The sequence below is a fragment of the Pseudomonas sp. Irchel 3E13 genome (assembly GCF_900187455.1).
GTDB lineage: Bacteria > Pseudomonadota > Gammaproteobacteria > Pseudomonadales > Pseudomonadaceae > Aquipseudomonas.
Genome location: NZ_FYDX01000007.1, coordinates 260,305 through 279,324, shown reverse-complemented (window position 1 = coordinate 279,324; position 19,020 = coordinate 260,305). Strand labels below are relative to the sequence as shown.

Annotated in this window: 21 protein-coding genes and 3 pseudogenes; 9 read left to right on the top strand and 15 right to left on the bottom strand. The window is 63.7% G+C overall.

What is annotated here, in order from left to right; all coding sequences use genetic code 11:
- Positions 1 to 38 precede the first annotated feature (38 nt).
- Positions 39 to 740: a monofunctional biosynthetic peptidoglycan transglycosylase gene (gene mtgA, locus CKW37_RS14250; RefSeq protein WP_095156346.1), complete on the bottom strand. Its 702-nt coding sequence runs from the start codon at positions 738 to 740 to the stop codon at positions 39 to 41.
- A gap of 69 nt (positions 741 to 809) precedes the next feature.
- Between mtgA and CKW37_RS14245 the strand changes: the two genes are divergently transcribed.
- The 4 genes from CKW37_RS14245 to trmB all read left to right on the top strand — a co-directional run bounded on the left by CKW37_RS14245 (position 810) and on the right by trmB (position 3,062).
- The gene (locus tag CKW37_RS14245; RefSeq protein WP_095156345.1) at positions 810 to 1,181 is read left to right on the top strand and encodes a DUF423 domain-containing protein; all 372 of its coding nucleotides are present in this window, start codon (positions 810 to 812) and stop codon (positions 1,179 to 1,181) included.
- 102 nt (positions 1,182 to 1,283) lie between these two features.
- Complete coding sequence (gene thiS / locus CKW37_RS14240; protein WP_095156493.1) at positions 1,284 to 1,484, top strand: sulfur carrier protein ThiS; 201 nt, start codon at positions 1,284 to 1,286, stop codon at positions 1,482 to 1,484.
- A gap of 48 nt (positions 1,485 to 1,532) precedes the next feature.
- The gene (locus tag CKW37_RS14235) at positions 1,533 to 2,327 is read left to right on the top strand and encodes a thiazole synthase (protein ID WP_065758185.1); all 795 of its coding nucleotides are present in this window, start codon (positions 1,533 to 1,535) and stop codon (positions 2,325 to 2,327) included.
- A gap of 9 nt (positions 2,328 to 2,336) precedes the next feature.
- Positions 2,337 to 3,062, top strand: coding sequence for a tRNA (guanosine(46)-N7)-methyltransferase TrmB (gene trmB, locus CKW37_RS14230; protein ID WP_095156344.1), 726 nt, complete (start codon positions 2,337 to 2,339; stop codon positions 3,060 to 3,062).
- Positions 3,063 to 3,165: 103 nt separating this feature from the next.
- Here trmB and CKW37_RS14225 read toward each other — a convergent pair whose 3' ends face one another.
- From CKW37_RS14225 to CKW37_RS14185, 9 genes are all read right to left on the bottom strand, one after another.
- Positions 3,166 to 3,492 (bottom strand): DUF3392 family protein, encoded by a 327-nt coding sequence (locus CKW37_RS14225; RefSeq protein ID WP_095156343.1) that lies wholly within the window; start codon positions 3,490 to 3,492, stop codon positions 3,166 to 3,168.
- A gap of 9 nt (positions 3,493 to 3,501) precedes the next feature.
- Positions 3,502 to 4,716 (bottom strand): radical SAM family heme chaperone HemW, encoded by a 1,215-nt coding sequence (hemW, locus tag CKW37_RS14220; protein WP_095156342.1) that lies wholly within the window; start codon positions 4,714 to 4,716, stop codon positions 3,502 to 3,504.
- Complete coding sequence (rdgB, locus tag CKW37_RS14215; RefSeq protein WP_095156341.1) at positions 4,713 to 5,309, bottom strand: RdgB/HAM1 family non-canonical purine NTP pyrophosphatase; 597 nt, start codon at positions 5,307 to 5,309, stop codon at positions 4,713 to 4,715. The genes hemW and rdgB overlap by 4 nt, the downstream gene beginning before the upstream one ends.
- Positions 5,306 to 5,740 carry a DUF4426 domain-containing protein gene (locus CKW37_RS14210; protein WP_095156340.1) on the bottom strand — a complete coding sequence of 145 codons (435 nt, stop codon included), beginning with the start codon at positions 5,738 to 5,740 and terminating at the stop codon, positions 5,306 to 5,308. The genes rdgB and CKW37_RS14210 overlap by 4 nt, the downstream gene beginning before the upstream one ends.
- A 23-nt stretch (positions 5,741 to 5,763) precedes the next feature.
- A complete protein-coding gene (metW, locus tag CKW37_RS14205; protein WP_095156339.1) occupies positions 5,764 to 6,384 on the bottom strand; it encodes a methionine biosynthesis protein MetW in 621 nt (206 codons plus the stop codon).
- Positions 6,385 to 6,391: 7 nt separating this feature from the next.
- On the bottom strand, positions 6,392 to 7,531 hold the full coding sequence (locus tag CKW37_RS14200) for a homoserine O-acetyltransferase (protein ID WP_095156338.1): 1,140 nt from the start codon (positions 7,529 to 7,531) through the stop codon (positions 6,392 to 6,394).
- A gap of 148 nt (positions 7,532 to 7,679) precedes the next feature.
- The gene (locus CKW37_RS14195) at positions 7,680 to 8,270 is read right to left on the bottom strand and encodes a YggT family protein (protein ID WP_095156337.1); all 591 of its coding nucleotides are present in this window, start codon (positions 8,268 to 8,270) and stop codon (positions 7,680 to 7,682) included.
- 10 nt (positions 8,271 to 8,280) lie between these two features.
- Positions 8,281 to 9,099: a pyrroline-5-carboxylate reductase gene (gene proC, locus CKW37_RS14190; RefSeq protein ID WP_095156336.1), complete on the bottom strand. Its 819-nt coding sequence runs from the start codon at positions 9,097 to 9,099 to the stop codon at positions 8,281 to 8,283.
- Between the two features lie 38 nt (positions 9,100 to 9,137).
- Entirely contained in the window at positions 9,138 to 9,824 is a 687-nt protein-coding gene (locus CKW37_RS14185) for a YggS family pyridoxal phosphate-dependent enzyme (RefSeq protein WP_095156335.1), read from the bottom strand.
- Positions 9,825 to 9,891: 67 nt separating this feature from the next.
- On the opposite strand from CKW37_RS14185, the gene CKW37_RS14180 reads away from it, so the two are divergent.
- Positions 9,892 to 10,926, top strand: a complete 1,035-nt coding sequence (locus CKW37_RS14180; RefSeq protein WP_095156334.1) for a type IV pilus twitching motility protein PilT — start codon at positions 9,892 to 9,894, stop codon at positions 10,924 to 10,926.
- Here CKW37_RS14180 and CKW37_RS14175 read toward each other — a convergent pair.
- Together CKW37_RS14175 and CKW37_RS33655 are read right to left on the bottom strand one after the other, a co-directional pair.
- Positions 10,923 to 11,357 (bottom strand): annotated as a pseudogene (locus CKW37_RS14175) (C40 family peptidase); the annotation flags it as partial. The gene CKW37_RS14180 and the pseudogene CKW37_RS14175 overlap by 4 nt on opposite strands.
- Positions 11,358 to 11,452: 95 nt before the next feature.
- A pseudogene (locus CKW37_RS33655) lies at positions 11,453 to 11,549 on the bottom strand (peptidase P60); the annotation flags it as partial.
- A gap of 157 nt (positions 11,550 to 11,706) precedes the next feature.
- Here CKW37_RS33655 and CKW37_RS14170 point away from each other — a divergent pair.
- Positions 11,707 to 12,126 carry a TM2 domain-containing protein gene (locus CKW37_RS14170; protein ID WP_095156332.1) on the top strand — a complete coding sequence of 140 codons (420 nt, stop codon included), beginning with the start codon at positions 11,707 to 11,709 and terminating at the stop codon, positions 12,124 to 12,126.
- Between the two features lie 46 nt (positions 12,127 to 12,172).
- On the opposite strand, the gene CKW37_RS14165 is transcribed toward CKW37_RS14170, so the two are convergent.
- The 3 genes from CKW37_RS14165 to CKW37_RS14155 all read right to left on the bottom strand — a co-directional run bounded on the left by CKW37_RS14165 (position 12,173) and on the right by CKW37_RS14155 (position 16,923).
- The gene (locus CKW37_RS14165) at positions 12,173 to 12,862 is read right to left on the bottom strand and encodes an SPOR domain-containing protein (protein WP_095156331.1); all 690 of its coding nucleotides are present in this window, start codon (positions 12,860 to 12,862) and stop codon (positions 12,173 to 12,175) included.
- 1 nt (position 12,863) lies between these two features.
- The gene (gene argS, locus CKW37_RS14160) at positions 12,864 to 14,600 is read right to left on the bottom strand and encodes an arginine--tRNA ligase (RefSeq protein ID WP_095156330.1); all 1,737 of its coding nucleotides are present in this window, start codon (positions 14,598 to 14,600) and stop codon (positions 12,864 to 12,866) included.
- A gap of 103 nt (positions 14,601 to 14,703) precedes the next feature.
- Entirely contained in the window at positions 14,704 to 16,923 is a 2,220-nt protein-coding gene (locus CKW37_RS14155) for a primosomal protein N' (RefSeq protein WP_095156329.1), read from the bottom strand.
- A 169-nt stretch (positions 16,924 to 17,092) separates the two neighbouring features.
- On the opposite strand from CKW37_RS14155, the gene rpmE reads away from it, so the two are divergent.
- From rpmE to CKW37_RS14135, 3 genes and pseudogenes are all read left to right on the top strand, one after another.
- Positions 17,093 to 17,305 (top strand): 50S ribosomal protein L31, encoded by a 213-nt coding sequence (rpmE, locus tag CKW37_RS14150; RefSeq protein ID WP_095156328.1) that lies wholly within the window; start codon positions 17,093 to 17,095, stop codon positions 17,303 to 17,305.
- A 76-nt stretch (positions 17,306 to 17,381) separates the two neighbouring features.
- Positions 17,382 to 17,534 (top strand): annotated as a pseudogene (locus CKW37_RS33650) (thermonuclease family protein); the annotation flags it as partial.
- Positions 17,535 to 17,713: 179 nt separating this feature from the next.
- Positions 17,714 to 18,982, top strand: a complete 1,269-nt coding sequence (locus tag CKW37_RS14135; RefSeq protein WP_095156327.1) for a malic enzyme-like NAD(P)-binding protein — start codon at positions 17,714 to 17,716, stop codon at positions 18,980 to 18,982.
- Positions 18,983 to 19,020: the final 38 nt, after the last annotated feature.

Sequence of the window (19,020 nt, the reverse complement as noted above, 5' to 3'; positions counted from 1 at the left end):
CGAAAGGTCGGGCTTTTTTATTGGCTGTAGGGCCTAAATCATCGCCCCTGCAACTGCTCCAGATAACTGTCGCCACCCAACTGCCCCATTTGCTGCCGAATCCACCCGGCCCGCCGCGCTACATAGCTACTTGGCCGGCTGGCACTCCAGTTACGCGGGTTGGGCAGTACGGCGGCGAGCAGGCTGGCCTGCTGGCGCGACAACCGACTGGCGTCGACGCCGAAGTGATGGCGAGCCGCGGCCTGGGCGCCAAACACACCGTCGTCCCATTCCGCACTGTTGAGGTAGACCTCGAGGATCCGCTCCTTCGACCAGAGCAATTCGATCAGCGCGGTAAACCAGGCTTCCAGCCCCTTGCGCAGCCAGCTTCGGCCGGACCAGAGAAACTGGTTCTTGGCCACCTGCTGGCTGAGGGTGCTGGCCCCGCGGACACTGCCGCCGCGCTCGTTATGCGCCAGCGCCGCCTGGATGGCCGTGAAGTCGAAGCCCCAATGGCTGGCGAATTTCTGGTCTTCGCCGGCGATGACCGCCACTTTCAGCTCATCGGAGATTCGTTCCCAAGGCTCCCAGTCGCGCTGCAAGTCGATGGGCTGGCCGTCGAACCAGGATTCGATCTTGCGCTCGACCATCAGCGCCGTACCCGGCGGCGGCACCCAGCGAAAGATCAGCACCAGCAATACGCTGCCTCCGGCGAACCAGAGCAGGGCACGAGCGAGTCGTCGAAATACGGATGACAGCATGGTGATGGCTTGGCCGCGGCGGATGAGCGGGCCATTATACAGGCCCTGTGCACCCCAAGGAGTTGTTCCATGCTTCGTAGCTTCCTGATGCTTGCGGCGTTCTTCGGCTTTACCGGCGTGGCCCTCGGTGCCTTCGCCGCCCACGGACTCAAGGGCCGGCTGACCCCTGAATACCTGGCGATCTTCCACACCGGCGTCACCTATCAACTGGTCCACGCGCTGGCGCTGATCGGCGTCGCGGTGCTCAGCGTGCACCTGCCCGGACGGCTGGTGAACTGGGCCGGCGGTCTGTTCGGCCTCGGCATCCTGCTGTTCTCTGGCAGTCTGTACCTGCTGACCCTGAGCGGTATCAGCAAGCTCGGCATCATCACGCCATTGGGCGGAACCGCCTTCCTCGCCGGCTGGTTGTGCCTGGGTCTGGCGGCCTGGCGGATGAACTGACTCGCGGGTCGAAAATCGTGACGAATGGTGTCGCCCGGCCTTGGGTTCGGGCGCGGATCGGCGCTAGAATGCGGGCCCCTAAAAATAATGGCGGCCGTGCGCATGCGCATTCAACTGAACGGTGAACCCTTCGAATTGCCCGACGGCGAAAGCGTCGCGGCCCTGCTGAGCCGGCTTGACCTGGTTGGGCGTCGGGTGGCGGTCGAACTGAACCTGGACATCGTGCCGCGCAGCCAGCACGACAGCACCGCGTTGAGCGAAGGCGACCAGGTGGAAGTTGTCCACGCCATCGGCGGCGGCTAGGCCCCCGCGCTTCACCTGCAAGTCCCTCAACCTTCAAGAGGATTACCGATGAGCAACGTTCGTAGCGACAAGCCCTTCACCCTGGCCGGTCGTACCTTCCAGTCGCGCCTGCTGGTTGGCACCGGCAAGTACCGTGACATGGAAGAAACCCGCCTGGCCATCGAGGCCTCGGGCGCCGAGATCGTCACCGTCGCCGTGCGCCGGACCAACATCGGCCAGAACCCGGGCGAGCCGAACCTGCTCGACGTACTGCCGCCAGACCGCTACACCATCCTGCCGAACACCGCCGGTTGCTACGACGCGGTCGAAGCCGTGCGCACCTGCCGCCTGGCCCGCGAACTGCTCGACGGCCACAACCTGGTCAAGCTGGAAGTCCTGGCCGACCAGAAGACCCTGTTCCCCAACGTGATCGAAACCCTCAAGGCCGCCGAAGTGCTGGTCAAGGACGGTTTCGACGTGATGGTCTACACCAGCGATGATCCGATCATCGCCCGCCAACTGGCCGAAGCCGGCTGCATCGCGGTCATGCCGCTGGCCGGTCTGATCGGCACGGGACTGGGGATCTGCAACCCGTACAACCTGCAGATCATCCTCGAAGAAGCCAAGGTGCCCGTGCTGGTGGACGCCGGTGTCGGTACTGCGTCCGACGCCACCATCGCCATGGAACTGGGCTGCGAGGCGGTGTTGATGAACTCGGCGATTGCCCACGCGCAGCAGCCGATCATGATGGCCGAAGCCATGAAACACGCCATCGTCGCCGGCCGCCTTGCCTACCTGGCCGGCCGCATGCCGAAAAAACTCTATGCCAGCGCCTCGTCGCCGCTGGATGGCCTGATCAAGTAAGAGCCTCTGATGACTGAATCGCAAGAATCGCCGATCGCCGCCGAAGGCGAAGAGCGCCAACACCGCCGTATCAAGAGTTTCGTGATGCGCGCCGGCCGCATGACCGAAGGCCAGCAACGCGGCCTGGACCAGGGCGGCCCGCAGTTCATCCTGAAGCTGGCCGACAGCCCGGTCGATTACGACCAGGTGTTCGGCCGCTCGGCGCCACGCACCCTGGAGATTGGTTTCGGCATGGGGCACTCCTTGCTGGAGATGGCCGCCGCCGCGCCGGATCAGGACTTCATCGGTGTCGAAGTGCACCGTCCGGGTGTCGGCGCGCTGCTTAACGGTGTGCTGACCCAGGGTCTGAAGAACCTGCGGGTGTATGACTGCGATGCCATCGAGGTGCTGAACAAGTGCGTCGCTGACGGCAGCCTTGATCGCCTGATGCTGTTCTTCCCTGATCCGTGGCACAAGAGCCGTCACCACAAACGCCGCATCGTCCAGCCGGAGTTCGCCGAGCTGGTGCGTCGCAAGTTGAAGGTGGGCGGTGTATTCCATATGGCGACCGACTGGGAACCGTATGCCGAATACATGCTGGAAGTGATGAATGTCGCCCCGGGTTATCGCAACCAGGCGGCGGATGGCACCTATGTGCCGCGTCCTGAAGAACGCCCGATCACCAAGTTCGAACGCCGCGGCGAGCGGCTGGGGCATGGGGTTTGGGATTTGAAGTACGAGAAACTGGCTGACTGATGTAACGGGACCGCTGTGCGGTCCTTCGCGAGCAAGCTCGCTCCTACTGGTCTCGAATACACCGGACCTCTAGGCGCGAGCTTGTCGAGGCGTCGCGATTGCTTTACCCCCGCCGATCAGCCACCACGCCGATCAACACCAGCACCACCAGCAACACCGGCGCCAGCGCGTAGTTGTTGAACTGGCCCAGTCCCTTCACCACCCACGGGGTGGCATAGATCAGCGCAGCGCCGCTGCCGATCAGCACCAGCAGGGCCATGAACGGCACCCGCAAAGCCCCGGCCAGGCCGCCGAGGCGTCCTTCGACCCAGCTTTTGATATCGGTGCCGAACAGCACCAGCAGGCAGCCGACCAGCGCCAGCGAGATTTCCGACAGGTTGCTACGGCTCCAGCGGGAGATGGTTGAGAGCAGGTCGAGTACCAGGTCCATGCGCTTTCCTTAGGTCAAGAAGTACTGCAACAGGTCGTTGAGGAACAACTGGCCGCGCGCGGTGGCGACCAGTCGCGTCGGTTCGACTTGTAAAAGGCCTTTTTGTTCTGCTTCCCGGCGCGCCGCGGTGAGTTGTTCCAGTGGCAGCCCGGTTCGCTGGCTGAACAGCACAGCGTCGACGCCATCGGTCAGGCGCAGGGCGTTCATCAGGAATTCGAAGGGCAGTTCATCCACGGGCAGCAGCTTTTCACCGGCCTTGAAGGCCTTGGCCGGGTTCAGGTAGTCCTTGGGCAGACGGGTTTTCCAGGTGCGCAGAATGCGGCCGTCCGGGTGGCTGAGCTTGCCGTGCGCGCCCGCGCCGATGCCGATGAAGTCGCCGAAGCTCCAGTAGTTCAGGTTGTGCCGGGCCGCCCGTCCGGCCTGGGCGTAGGCGGAGACTTCGTACTGGTGGAAGCCGTTTTTCGCGAGCAGGGTCTGACCGGCTTCCTGGATATCCCAAAGGATGTCGTCCTCCGGCAGCACCGGCGGCTGGTTCCAGAACACGGTGTTCGGCTCCAGGGTCAACTGGTACCAGGACAGGTGCGTCGGGCCAAGGTCGATGGCTTGTTGCAGGTCGGCCAGGGCGTCGTCCAGCGATTGGTCTGGCAGCCCGTGCATCAGGTCCAGGTTGAAGTTGTCGAAGCCGGCATTGCGCGCCATGGCGGCGGCGCGGATCGCTTCGTCGCCGTTATGGATGCGGCCGAGCGCTTCGAGCTTGGCCTGCTGGAAGCTCTGGATGCCGATGGACAGTCGGTTGATTCCCAACTGTCGGTAGGCCTTGAACTTCTCCTGCTCGAAGGTCCCCGGATTGGCTTCCAGGGTGATCTCGATATCGCTGGCAAACGGAATGCGCTGCTCCACCCCGGCCAGCAGGCGGCCCAGGGCCTTGGCGCTGAACAGGCTGGGCGTGCCGCCGCCAAAGAAGATCGAGCTGATCGGCCGGCCATATACGGCGTGCAATTCCTGGTCGAGGTCGGCCAGCAACGCGTCGACGTAGGCCTCTTCAGGCAGTTCGGGTGTGGCGGCGTGGGAATTGAAGTCGCAATACGGGCATTTGCGCACGCACCACGGAATATGGATGTACAGCGCCAGGGGCGGCAGGTGCGGCAAGGCCGCCCTTGGCGTTTGGGACGTGAAGCCAGCCTCGCCCAGATGCAGTGGCTGTGCCGGCGTTTTTTCGGTCATGCCAGGCCCAGACGTTGACGCAGCAGGCTCATGGCGCGGGCGCGGTGACTCAGTTGGTTCTTCTCGGCCGGCGCCAGTTCGGCGCTGGAGCATTCACGCTCCGGGACCCAGAACAGCGGGTCGTAGCCGAAGCCGTGTTCGCCGCTGGCGGCGGTCAGGATGCGGCCGTGCCACAGCCCTTCGCAGAGGATCGGCAGTGGATCGTCGGCGTGGCGGACCAGCGCCAGGACGCAGACGAACTGCGCGCCACGTTCGGCTTCCGGTACATCTTTCAGCGCGTCCAGCAGCTTGGCGTTGTTCGCCGCGTCGCCCTTGCCGTCGGCATAACGCGCCGAATAGATACCCGGTGCGCCGCCGAGGAAGTCCACCGCCAGGCCCGAATCGTCGGCCAGTGCCGGCAGGCCGGAGATGCGCGCGGCATTGCGGGCTTTGAGGATGGCGTTCTCGACGAACGACAGGCCGGTTTCTTCCGGCTCGACGCTGCTGAATTCACCGATGGAGCGCAGTTGCACGGTGTCACCGAGCATGGCCTGCAGTTCCTTGAGTTTGCCGGCGTTGTGGCTGGCCAATACGAGTTGCTTGATGTTCATCATTCGCCTGGGAAGACTTCCTGGTTGAAGCTGAAGGTGTTGTTGGCGTCGCCCGAGCCGACCGTGATCGAGAAGGTCAGGGTTTCGGGCTGGTCCACCGGGAACTGGGCCAGGTAATAGACGGCGCCCTGGTCGGTGACCTGCTTGAAGCTCAGGTTGCTCTTGCGGCTGGTCAGGTCGCTGATGGTGCCGCTGACGCTCGCGGTGCTCGGCTTGCCGCCCTTGAGCACGGTGATATTCAGTACGCCCTGGTTCTTGCTGCGTACCAGCCCGCTGGCCTGTGCCGTGGCCGGCTGCAGGAAGGCGGAGTTGAAGACGCTGTAATGCACGGTGACATCGCCGAAGACTTCCTTGCGCTCCGGTTTTGCGGCATCGGCAGCCAGCACTGGCAGGGCCAGGCACAGGCTGAACAGAAACATGGCTAGGCGACGCATGATCGTATCCTCTGGTGGGCGGGTTATACCGCGACCTTGTGCTCCTGCAGGCCGGGGCTGCTTACACGATAAATGCCGATTTCCCCTAAAAGATTAGGCCAAAGCCGGCCGCCCCATCCGTTGCGGTGACGATTGTCCACCGCCAGGCGGTTGAGGACTTGCGCACGGCGTTCGCTGCACAGCGCCTCGAAGTCTTCGAAGGTGCAGAAATGGATGTTCGGTGTGTTGTACCAGGTATACGGCATGAAGTCCGAGACCGGCATGCGACCCTTGGTCGCGAGGTACCAGCGGCAGCGCCAATGGCCGAAGTTGGGGAAGGTGATGATGCACTGGCGGCCCACCCGCAGCATTTCGTCGAGGATCCGGTCCGGGTACTCCACGGCCTGCAGGGCCTGGGTCATGACCACCACGTCGAAGCTGTTGCTGGCGAAGTTGCCCAGGCCCTTGTCGAGGTCCTGTTCGATGACGTTGACGCCCTTGGCCACGCACTGGGCGATGTTGTCGGCGTCGATTTCCAGGCCATAGCCCGCGACCTGCTTGGTGTCGCGCAGCGAAGCCAGCAGTTCACCGTTACCGCAACCGAGGTCGAGCACGCGGCTGCCGGCGGGGATCCAGTCCTGGATGATTTCCAAATCGGCTCTCATGGATTCCTCAGCAGACGATGCGGTTCATGTAGTTGGTGAAACCCTGGATGTAGCGCGGGGTCGGGATCAGGAAGGCGTCATGGCCGTAAGGCGAGTCGATATCCAGGTAGCAGACGTTCTTGCGCGCGGCGATCAGGGCGTCGACGATTTCCCGCGAGCGGGCCGGCGAGAAGCGCCAGTCGGTGGTGAAGGACATCACGCAGTAGTCCGCCGTGACATGGGCCAGGGTCGCGGCCAGGTCGCCGCCGTGGCTGGCGGCCGGGTCGAAGTAGTCCAGCGCCTTGGTCATCAGCAGGTAGGTGTTGGCGTCGAAGCGGCCGGAGAATTCCTCGCCCTGGTAGCGCAGGTAGCTTTCGACCTGGAACTCGACACTGTGGAAGTCGTAGTTGAGCTTGTCGCTCTTCAGCTCGCGGCCGAATTTCTCGCCCATGGAGTCATCGGACAGGTAGGTGATGTGGCCCACCATGCGGGCCAGCATCAGGCCGCGCTTGGGGATCACGCCCTGGTCCTGGAATGAACCGCCGTGGAATTCCGGGTCGGTGAGGATGGCCTGGCGTGCCACTTCGTTGAAGGCGATGTTCTGGGCCGAGAGCTTGGGTGCCGAGGCGATGTCCAGGCAGTGGCGCACGCGGTCCGGGTAGGTGATGGTCCATTGCAGTGCTTGCATGCCGCCGAGGCTGCCGCCCACCACCGCCGCCCACTGGTGGATGCCGAGTCGGTCGGCCAGGCGCGCCTGGCTGTGCACCCAGTCTTCCACCGTCAGCACCGGGAAGTCGGCGCCGTAGGGCTTGCCGGTCGCCGGATTGACGCTGCTCGGGCCGGTACTGCCGTTGCAGCCGCCGAGGTTGTTCAGGCTGACCACGAAGAAACGGTTGGTATCGATGGGCTTGCCGGGGCCGATGCAACTGTCCCACCAGCCGGGCTTGCGGTCGTCGGCGCTGTGGTAGCCGGCGGCGTGATGGTGACCGGACAACGCGTGGCAGATCAGCACGGCGTTGCTGGCACTGCTGTTGAGCGTGCCGTAGGTTTCGTAGACCAGCTCGTAGGAGGCCAGGGCGCGACCGCAGGCCAGGGCCAGGGGCTCGTCGAACTGCGCCAGTTGCGGTGTTACCAGACCGACCGAATCTTCGGGAAAGACAGTGGACATCGACCCTGCTCACATCTGAATGAGGCGTAAGTCTAAAGACCACCGGAGTGGGCGGCAAGCAATGTGCCGGGGGATGCGGGAATCGATACCGGGCCCGGCGCCACGGGTGTTCGTGGCGCGGGCCTGGCGGGTGTCGCTGACGCTACGATCAGACCAGCCGACGCAACACTTCGGGCATGAGGGTCATGGCCGCGAGGTTGTTGATGACCAGCATGTCGAGCAGCTTGAGCGCCATGAACGCCAGGATCGGCGAGATGTCCAGGCCGCCCAGGTTCGGCAGGATGCGGCGGAACGGGGCGAGGAACGGGTCGCAGATCTGGTTGATCAGCTCGGCGCCCGGGTTGTGGCTGCCTGGCGCGACCCAGGACAGGATCACGCTGATGATCAGGGCGTAGAAGAAGATGTTGAGGAACAGCGCGGTGACCCCGATCAGCGACCAGATCAGCAACTGCAACGGGTTGCCGATGGTGCCGTAGAGCAGCATCAGGATCGCGCCCATCAGCGCCATCTGCACGATGATCGCCAGCACCAGCGAAGACATGTCCAGGCCGAACAGGCTCGGGATGATCCGGCGCATGGGTTTGAGCAGCGGCTGGGTGGCGCGCACGGCGAACTGGCTGAGCGGGTTGTAGAAGTTCGCGCGGACCAGTTGCAGGATGAAGCGCAGCATGATGATCAGCAGATAAAGACTGCCGATGGTCTGCAGGATGAAAATTGCAGCGGTACTCAGTCCGATCATTTCACGCTCCTTAGTTGCCCAGTTGTTCGGCCATTTCCGCCGAACGATGTGCCGCGGCGCCCAGCGCCTTCTCTACCAGTGCTTCGAAACCATCAGCCTGGAACGATTTGATTGCCGCTTCGGTGGTGCCGTTGGGCGAGGTGACCCGGCGGCGCAGCTCGGCGGCGTCGACATCGCTGGACACTGCCATGTGCGCGGCGCCCAAGGCGGTTTGCAGGGTCAGCCTGGAGGCGGTTTCCCGCGGCAGGCCGAGCTTTTCGCCGGCGGCGGTCATGGCCTCGATCAGCAGGAAGAAGTACGCCGGGCCGCTGCCGGACACGGCGGTGACCGCGTCCAGTTGTTGCTCGCTGTCCAGCCACAGGGCGATGCCCACCGCCGAAAGCAGTTGCTCGGCTTGCTCGCGTTGCTGTGCGCTGACTTCGGCGGTGGCGTACAGGCCGCTCACGCCCTGGCGCAGCAGTGCCGGGGTGTTGGGCATGCAGCGAACGATCGGCTGCGCGCCGAGCCAGTTGTTCATGCTGGCGCAGGTGATGCCGGCGGCGATGGAGACCACCAGTTGCTCGGGTTTCAGGCTTGGCTTCAAGGCTTCGCAGACCGCTTTCATGGCCTGCGGCTTGACCGCCAGTACGACAACGTCGGCGCCTTCGACGGCGCTGGCGTTGTCTGCGAACAGTTCGATGCCGTGTTCGGCGTGGATTTTCGCCCGTTGCTCGGCGCCCGGGTCGCTGGCGCGGATCTGCGCGGCTTCCAGGCCCTGGGCGCGCAGGCCGCCGATCAGGCTGGCGGCCATGTTGCCTGCGCCGATAAAGGCAATACGAGTCTTGCTCATGTCAGGTCCTTGATAGAAGAAGGTGAAAGGTGCATGGATCAGGCCTGGCCATAGTCGCGGGCGCCGAACAGCGCGGTGCCGATGCGGACCCAGGTCGCGCCTTGGGCGATGGCGCTTTCCAGGTCATGGCTCATGCCCATGGACAGGGTGTCGAGGCCCAGTCCGAGGCTGTCTTGAAGGTCCCGCACACGGGCGAAGGCGGCGTCTTGCGCGGCGCGGTCGTCGGTGGGTTCGGGAATGGCCATCAGGCCGCGCAGGCGCAGGTTCGGCAGCGCGGCGACGGCGGCGGCCAGGGCCGGCAGGTCTTCGGGCGTGCAACCGGACTTGCTGTCCTCGCCGCTGACGTTGACCTGCAGGCACAGGTTCAGCGGCGCCAGGTTGGCCGGGCGTTGTTCCGAGAGGCGTTGTGCGATTTTCAGTCGATCCACCGAGTGTACCCAGTCGAAATGTTCGGCAATGGCGCGGGTCTTGTTCGACTGAATGGGGCCGATGAAGTGCCAGGTCAAGGGCAGATCGGTCAATTGTTGCTGTTTGCCGAGTGCTTCCTGAAGGTAGTTCTCGCCGACATCGCGCACGCCGGCGGCGAAGGCTTCACGCACAGCTTCGGCGGGTTTGGTCTTGCTCACGGCCAGCAACTGGATGCTCGCAGGGTCACGTCCGCAAGCCGCGGCGGCGGCCTGGATGCGCCCGGCAAGCGTGGAAAGGTTGTCTGCTATGGTGGACATGGATTCGATGCCAGCGGGTCATTGGGTCCGGGGCATTCTACCCGCTTGTCAGTCTTTGGGGAGTCTTATGGAAATGACCGGGCTGTTGGCCCTGGCGCTCAGGGAGAGCGCTTCCGATCTGCACCTGGCGGCTGGCCGGGTGCCGAATATCCGTGTGGATGGGCAGATGCGTCCATTGGATCTGCCGCCTCTGGAACCGGCGACGATGCGGGCGCTGCTTGCGCAGATCATGACTGAACGGCAGCAGCGCGAGTTCGAGGAGCGCCGCGACCTGGACTTCGCCGTGGCCTTGCCGGACGCACCGCGTTGCCGGGTGAATGCCTTTGAGCAATTGCATGGCGCCGGGGCGGTCTTGCGCTTGCTGCCGGAGCGGGTGCCGAGCCTGGAACAACTGGGGCTGGGAGAGGCGTTCAAGCGGTTGGTGGACGTCGACTCCGGGCTGGTGCTGGTCACCGGGCCCACCGGGTCGGGCAAGTCCACCACCCTGGCCGCGCTGGTGGAGCATCTGAATCGCCAGCGCGCCTTGCACATCCTCACGCTGGAAGACCCTGTCGAGTTCATCCATGAGCCGCTGCGCAGCCAGGTCAATCAGCGTGAAATCCACCGCCACAGCCTTGGTTTCGCCCAGGCCTTGCGAGCGGCGCTGCGTCAGGACCCGGACGTCATCATGCTCGGCGAACTGCGCGACCTGGAAACCATCCGCCTGGCCCTGACCGCCGCGGAAACCGGGCATCTGGTGCTGGCGACGCTGCACACGGCGTCGGCGGTGAAAAGCATCGACCGCATCGTCGATGTCTTCGCCGGCGAGGAAAAGGCGATGGTGCGCAGCTTGTTGGCCGAGTCGTTGCGGGCTGTGGTGTCGCAAGTGCTGGTGCCGCGAGCGGCAGGCGGGCGGGTCGCCGTGCAGGAGATCCTGGTGGCGACCCCCGCTGTGCGCAACCTGATTCGCGAAGGCAAACAGGCGCAGTTGTATTCAGCGATGCAGACCGGCGCGGGACAGGGGATGCAAACCCTGGACAGTTGTCTTCAGGGGTTGCTGGCGCGAGGAGACATCAGTGGGGAGTGTGCCCGGGCGAACATGCGTTCGCCCTCGGCCTTCTAGCGTTTGGCCAGGCGCAACTGTTCTTGCTGTTGCGGCAGTACGCGTTTGGCCACCACGTAGCGTTTGTCCCAGTACGGCTTGTTCAGCGTGTCGATGGTGACGCGCTTGCCGGTACGCGGGGCGTGGATGAAGCGGTCGTTGCCGAGGTAGATGGCAACATGGTTTACCCGGCGGCTCTTGATGTTGAAGAACAGCAGGTCACCTGGCTTGAGGTCGCTGCGATCGACTTTCACGCCGTGGTCGCCACTGGCCATCGCGTTCGAGGTGCGCGGCAGGTCGACGGCGTCGATGTCGTTGAAGGCGTATTTGACCAGGCCACTGCAATCGAAGCCCTTGCCCGGGGTGCTGCCGCCCCAGCGATAAGGCGTACCCAGCTGGTTGACGGCGCGGCTGAGCACGTCGCTGCTCTGGCTCGGCGGCATCTGTGCCACCGTCTGCGAGGTGCCGTGGTTGCGGCGCGAGTGCTGGGGCTTGCTGGCTACGCTCTTGGTAGAGCGGGTGGCCGTGGAATGGGCGGTCGATCCGGAAAAGCCGGTGGGAAGACGTTGCTCACGGTTGGTGGCGTGGGCGGCCAGTGGCAATAATAGGCAAATGGTCAGCCATGTCTTGAAAAATGAACGCATTAGGCAGGGCTCTTGTTGGTGTAGGCGCGCAACTTTATAACAGCTTTTTGGTCATTTTCTGATCCACTGGTCGTCTCAAAAGTGTCATACGTCGGCTCGATCGGAAAAAGTCACATATTTACTTAGAAAATTTTTCTCTAACCGCGCGAGGCTATGAATGAACGGTTATCAACAGGAAGGGCGTCCTGACACCCACAGCAAGGTCATTGGTTACCTGTTGTGGATATTCGGTTTTCTGGGCGCGCACCGCTTTTATTACGGCAAGCCGGTCACCGGGACGATCTGGTTTTGCACCATCGGGCTGCTGGGTATCGGCTGGCTGATCGACCTGTTCCTGATCCCGACCATGGACCGCGAAGCGGACCTGCGCTTTCACGCCGGTCCGTTGGACTACACCGTGGCGTGGCTGCTGCTGACCTTTCTCGGGGTGTTCGGCGTACACCGCATGTATCAGGGCAAATGGATCACGGGCGTGATCTACCTGTTCACTGGCGGGTTGTTCCTGTTCGGTGTGCTGTATGACTTCTGGACGCTGAATACGCAGGTTTCGATGAAGAACGCGCAACAGCGCTACTAAAAAAAGGCCCTGATTCGCATCAGGGCCTTTTCTTTTGGCGCGAGGATTACTGGCGGGTCTGGCGCTGTTGCAACAGCAGGTTGTTGAAGCCGCTGCCGGCCAGTTGCTTCTGGGCCACGGTCAGTTGTTCACGGTTGCTGAACGGGCCGACCAGCACCCGGTACCAGGTCTCTTCCTTGACCGTACCGGACTCCACCTGCACCGACTGGCCGAGCAGGATAATCTGCGCGCGCACCTTGTCGGCATCCGCCTGTTTGCGGAACGAGCCCGCCTGCAGATAGAACTGCGTGGTGGCGGCCGGCTTGATCACCGGCGGCGCCGGAGGCGGAACCTCGCCGTTGAGCGCGGCCTGGGCCCGGGCAGTGTCGATCTTCGCCGCTTCCGCTGGCGTGACCGGCGGCTGCGCCGGGACGGGCGGGGTTTTCTCAGGCACGGCTTCCGGCGGCACGATCACTTCCGACTCCGGCAGCAGGGTATAGAAGTCATACTTCGGCTTCACCGGCTGCTGTGGACTTGGCGGTGTCTTGTTCGCCTCGGCGACCTTTTCGGCCTTCTGCTGCTCGGGTTTCTCCCGCTTGACCTCATCCCGGCCCGGTTCGAGTTTCATCAGGAACACGATGAAAGCACCGACCGTCAGGCCGATAGCCATCCACAACCAGCCCGGAATCGGCTTTTTCGCTGGTGCCTGGTAGCGGCTGGCGCCGCGCTTCGGGGCGGGTTTCTTCTTGGCTGCCAACTTACATACGCTCCAGGGTTTCCAGGCCCAGCAGCTCCAGGCCCTGTTTCAGGGTGCGACCGGTCAGGGCCGCCAGGCGCAAGCGGCTCTGTTGTTGTTCCGGGGTCTCGGCGCCGAGGATCGGGCAGTTCTCGTAGAAGCTGGAGAACAGGCCGGCCACGTCGTACAGGTAGCTGCAGAGCACGTGCGGGGTGCCTTTCTCGGCGACGTTGTTGAGGATCTCGGCGAACTGCGCCAGGCGTGCGGCCAGGTCCTGTTCCTGCTGGGCCTGCAGAACGATCTGACCTTCAACTTCGCTGAAGTCCTTGCCGAGCTTGCGGAATACGCCGGCCACGCGGGTGTAGGCGTATAGCAGGTAAGGTGCGGTGTTGCCTTCGAAGTTCAGCATCAGGTCGAAGTTGAAGCTGTAGTCACTGGTGCGGTGCTTGGACAGGTCGGCGTATTTCACGGCGCCGATACCGACCACCTTGGCAATGGCGCGCAGGTCGTCTTCCGGCAGCTCCGGGTTCTTTTCCTTCACCAGGGTGTAGGCGCGTTCCTTGGCTTCGGTCAGCAGGTCGATCAGCTTCACGGTGCCGCCGTCGCGGGTCTTGAACGGACGACCGTCCGCGCCGTTCATGGTGCCGAAGCCCATGTGCTCGGTCTGCATCGGGTGGCTGATGAAGCCGGCGCGACGGGCCACTTCGAACACTTGCTGGAAGTGCAGGGCCTGGCGCTGGTCGACGAAGTACAGTGCGCGGTCAGCGTGCAGCACGTTGCTGCGGTAGCGCACGGCCGCGAGGTCGGTGGTGGCGTAGAGATAGCCGCCGTCGGCCTTCTGCACGATCACGGGCAGCGGGTCGCCGTCGGCGGTCTTGAATTCTTCGAGGAACACGCACTGCGCGCCATTGCTTTCGACCAGCAGGCCCTTGGCCTTGAGGTCGCTGACCACGTTGGCGAGGTCGTCGTTATAGGCGCTTTCGCCCATCACGTCGGCCGGGGTCAGTTTGACGTTGAGCAGTTCGTAGGTCTTCTGGCAGTGCGACAGCGAGATGTCCTTGAAGCGGGTCCACAGCGTCAGGCAGTCGGCGTCGCCGGCCTGCAGCTTGACCACCAGGCCACGGGCACGGTCGGCGAAGGCTTCGGATTCGTCGAAACGCTTCTTGGCGGCGCGGTAGAAGTTTTCCAGGTCCGACAGCTCGTCGCTGGTGATCGGGTTCTCTTCCAGGTAGGCCAGCAGCATGCCGAACTGGGTGCCCCAGTCGCCGACGTGGTTCTGCCGGATCACCTCGTCGCCGAGGAACTCCAGGACCCGGGCCACGGCGTCGCCGATGATGGTTGAGCGCAGGTGGCCTACGTGCATTTCCTTGGCCAGGTTCGGCGCGGACAGGTCGATGACCACTTTCTGCTGCGGGCCGGCCTTGTGTACGCCGAGCTTGGCGTCGGCCAGGGCGGCGTCCAGGCGCGAAGCCAGGGCCTGGGTGTTCTGGAAGAAATTGAGGAAGCCGGGGCCGGCGATCTCGACTTTGCTGATCTGCGGGTCGGCGGGCAGCGCGGCGATGAGCTTCTCGGCCAGGTCGCGCGGCTTCATACCGGCCGGCTTGGCCAGCATCATGGCGATGTTGCTGGCGAAATCGCCGTGGGTCTTGTCCCGGGCGTTCTCCACCTGGATCGCCGGCGTCAGCCCTTCAGGCAGCACACCGTCGAGGGTGAGTTGGGTCAGGGCTTGCTGGATGAGCTGGCGAATGGTGTCTTTCATGGGATTCTCTTTCGACCGCAAGCGCGGCGGCGCTTCGATGCGCAGGTGGAAAAACTGGGCATTATCCGTTGCTGGTGCAAGGTTGCCAACCTTTGGGCCGGCGCTAGTACAGATCTACCGGGTCCACATCCAGCGACCAGCGCACCTGGCGCCCGCTGGGTAACTGTTCCAACACTAGCAACCAGGCACTGATCAGTCGATGCAACGGCGCCCGCGCATTGGCCTGCAGCAGCAGTTGCGCGCGGTAGCGACCGGCGCGGCGTTCCATCGGCGCGGGGACCGGCCCCAGCAATTCGATCCCATGCAGACCTTGCTCGGCCAGCAATCGTTCGGCCGCGGAGCAGGCTTCGTCGAGAAAACCTTCGGCCTGGCCCGGCTTGTGCGCCTCCGCGCGCAGCAGGGCGAGGTGCGCGAACGGCGGCAGGCCGGCGGCGCGGCGCTCGCTCAGGGCCTGCTCGGCAAAGGCGAAGTAGCCCTGTTCGGTCAGTTGCACCAATAAAGGATGGTCGGCGAGGTGGGTCTGGATGATCACCTTGCCCGGCTCTTCTGCCCGCCCGGCGCGCCCGGCAACCTGCACGATCAACTGGGCCATGCGCTCGGCGGCGCGGAAGTCGCCGGAGAACAGCCCACCATCGGCATCGAGGATCGCCACCAGGGTGACCCGCGGGAAGTGGTGCCCTTTGGCCAGCATCTGCGTGCCGACCAGAATGCACGGCTGGCCGCGCTGGATGGTGTTGAACAACTGGTTCATCGCGTCCTTGCGCGAGGTGCTGTCGCGGTCCACCCGTAGAACCGGGAAATCGGGGAACAGAATGCTCAGGCGCTCCTCGGCGCGCTCGGTGCCTGCGCCCACCGGCCGCAGATCGACGTGGTTGCACTGCGGGCACTGGCGCGGAATGCGTTCTTCATGCCCGCAATGGTGGCAGCGCAGTTCGCCGGAGCGCTGGTGCACGGTCATGCGCGCATCGCAGCGCGGGCATTCGGACAGCCAGCCGCAGTCGTGGCAGAGCAGGGTCGGGGCGAAGCCGCGGCGATTGAGGAACACCAGGACTTGCTGGCCGGCGGCGAGGGTCTGGGCGATGGCCTGCTGCATCGGGCCGCTGATGCCGCTGTCCAGTGGTCGGCTTTTCACATCCAGACGCAGGAAACGCGGGGCTTGCGCACCGCCGGCGCGGTGGTTCAGGCGCAGCAGGCCGTAGCGGCCGGAGTGGGCGTTGTGCAGGCTTTCCAGCGAGGGCGTCGCCGAGCCCAGCAGGATCGGGATGTTTTCTTGCCGCGCGCGCACCAGCGCCAGGTCGCGGGCGTGGTAGCGCAGGCCTTCCTGCTGTTTGTAGGAGCCGTCGTGCTCCTCGTCGATGATGATCAGCCCGGGGTTCTTCATCGGCGTAAACAGCGCCGAGCGCGTGCCGATGATGATATCGGCCTCGCCGTCGCGGGCGGCGAGCCAGGCGTCCAGGCGCTCGCGGTCGTTGACCGCCGAGTGCAGCAGGGCGATGCGCGCATTGAAACGCTGCTCGAAGCGGGCCAGGGTCTGCGGCCCGAGGTTGATCTCGGGAATCAGGATCAGCGCCTGCTTGCCGGCTTCGAGGGTTTCGCGGATCAGTTGCAGGTAGACCTCGGTCTTGCCGCTGCCGGTCACCCCGGCCAGCAGGAAGGCGTGGAAGGTGTCGAAACCGGCGCGCACGGCGTGGAAGGCGGCGCGCTGTTCATCGTTGAGCGGCAGTTCCGGCTGCGCCAGCCAGTGTTCGTGGCGGGCCTGCGGGGCATGGCGGCGCACTTCGACCTCCACCATCTCCTTGGCCAGCAACAGGTCGAGGCTGTCCTTGCTCAGCCCCAACTTGCCCAGCAGGCCATGGGCAACGCCATGAGGGTGCTGGGCGAGGGTGGCGAGGGCTTCACGCTGGCGCGGCGCGCGGGCGATGCGCGGATCATCCTGGCGAGCGTTGAGTGCGACTTGCCAGAAGCGTTCCTGGCGCGCTTCGGCGGGTTCGCCCTGGCGCAACAGCACCGGCAGCGCCCAGCTCAGGGTATCGCCGAGGCTGTGCTGATAATACTGGGCGGTCCACAGGCAGAGTTTGAACAGCGCCGGCGGCAGCGGCGAGACCGGGTCGAGCAGGGCGATCGCCGGCTTGAGCTTGTCTGCGGGCACTTCGCTGTGTTCCGCGACCTCCACCAGGACGCCGATCATCTCCCGGCGGCCAAACGGCACGCGCACGCGCATGCCCGGTGTGAGCGTCTGGCGCGCCATGCTCGCCGTGGCCCTGTAGTCGAACAGCCGCCGTAGTGGCGAGGGCAGGGCAAGGCGAAGAATGACGTCGGACACGCGGAGGCTTCTCTGTAAGGGTAATTCCAGATGCCCGCGAGCCTAGCAGACGACAGTCGGTGCAAGCGACAACTTGCGCTGAGGCTTCGCTCTGGTATTATTCGCCGCCTAATTACGTGCGGTATTCAACAATGGTGTTGGGTGGCGGCACGCAGTCGAGGAAATGGCCATGAAAGCAGATATTCATCCAGTTTACGAAGCGGTTGCGGTCACCTGCAGCTGCGGCAACAAGTTCGAAACCCGTTCGACCTTCGGCAAACCACTGCCAATCGACGTGTGCAACGAGTGCCACCCGTTCTACACCGGTAAGCAGAAGACTCTGGATACCGGCGGCCGCGTACAGCGCTTCGCAGATCGTTTCGGTACGTTCGGCAAGAAGTAAGAATGCGCTTGGCTGGCCCTATAGGTCTGGCTTGGTTGCAAAAAAAGGCGCCCCTTGTGGGCGCTTTTTTTGTGGGCGCGATTTGGCAGTTGCCGGCTTTGGCGTTCTCTCTGGCGACCATTTCGAAGCGGTGCTGGATCGTTCCCGCAAAGGGGCGCTGAAACCGGGTCAGCAGCGTTGGTGGCTGCAATTGACCGACCTGAGCATGCTGGAAAGGGCCAGAAGATAAAAAATTGTGGACATTTTTTTGCTCGATTGTACACATCGAAAGCCGCGTACTACGCGGCTCTTGGCGGAAAGTCGTAGCTTAAAGGCCTTGACACAAGTGACCGGGCAGTCTTGTCGGCCCCTGGCTCTTTGCGTATCCTCGGCGGTCCGTCAGAACAGTAAACAAGCGGAATGCCCACCATGTCAGACCTGAAAACTGCCGCTCTTGAATATCATGCTCAGCCTCGTCCGGGGAAACTGAGCGTAGAGCTTACCAAACCAACCGCAACCGCTCGTGACCTGGCGCTGGCCTACAGCCCGGGCGTCGCGGAGCCGGTGCGTGAAATCGGTCGCGATCCCGAGCTGGCCTACAAGTACACCGGCAAGGGCAATCTGGTAGCAGTGATCTCCGACGGTACCGCCATTCTTGGCCTGGGTAACCTCGGCCCACTGGCTTCCAAGCCAGTGATGGAAGGCAAGGGTGTTCTGTTCAAGCGTTTCGCCGGTATCGACGTGTTCGACATCGAAGTCGACTCCGAAAGCCCGCAAGCCTTCATCGACACCGTCAAGCGCATCTCCATCACCTTCGGTGGCATCAACCTCGAAGACATCAAGGCACCTGAGTGCTTCGAGATCGAGCGCGCCCTGATCGAACAGTGCGACATCCCGGTTTTCCACGATGACCAGCACGGCACCGCCATCGTGACCGCCGCCGGCATGATCAACGCCCTGGAAATCGCTGGCAAAACCCTGGCCGACGCCAAGATCGTCTGCCTGGGCGCCGGTGCTGCGGCCATCTCCTGCATGAAACTGCTGGTGAGCATGGGCGCGAACATCGAGAACATCTTCATGGTTGACCGTACTGGCGTGATCCACGCTGGCCGCGACGACCTGAATCAGTACAAGGCCGTATTCGCCCACGCTACCGACAAGCGCAGCCTGGCCGATGCTCTGGACGGCGCCGACGTGTTCGTCGGTCTGTCCGGTCCGAACCTGCTGAGCGCTGAAGGCCTGAAGTCGATGGCGCCAAACCCGATCGTCTTCGCCTGCTCCAACCCGGATCCGGAAATCTCGCCAGAGCTGGCCCACGCCACTCGTAACGACGTGATCATGGCTACCGGTCGTTCCGACTACCCGAACCAGGTCAACAACGTTCTGGGCTTCCCGTTCATCTTCCGCGGTGCCCTGGACGTTCGTGCCAAGCGCATCAACGAAGAAATGAAGATCGCCGCCGCCAACGCCCTGAAAGACCTGGCCAAGCTGCCAGTTCCGAAAGAAGTCTGCGACGCGTACGGTGTTGCGGGTCTGGAATTCGGCCGTGAGTACATCATTCCGAAGCCGATGGACTCGCGTCTGCTGACCGTCGTTTCCGATGCTGTGGCCAAAGCCGCCATCGAGACTGGCGTAGCGACCCTTCCGTACCCGAAACACTACCCGCTGACCAGCGTGGATGAAGTGTTCAACGGTTGATCCGCTGACGTAACAAAAGAAAGCCCCGGCTCGTGAGA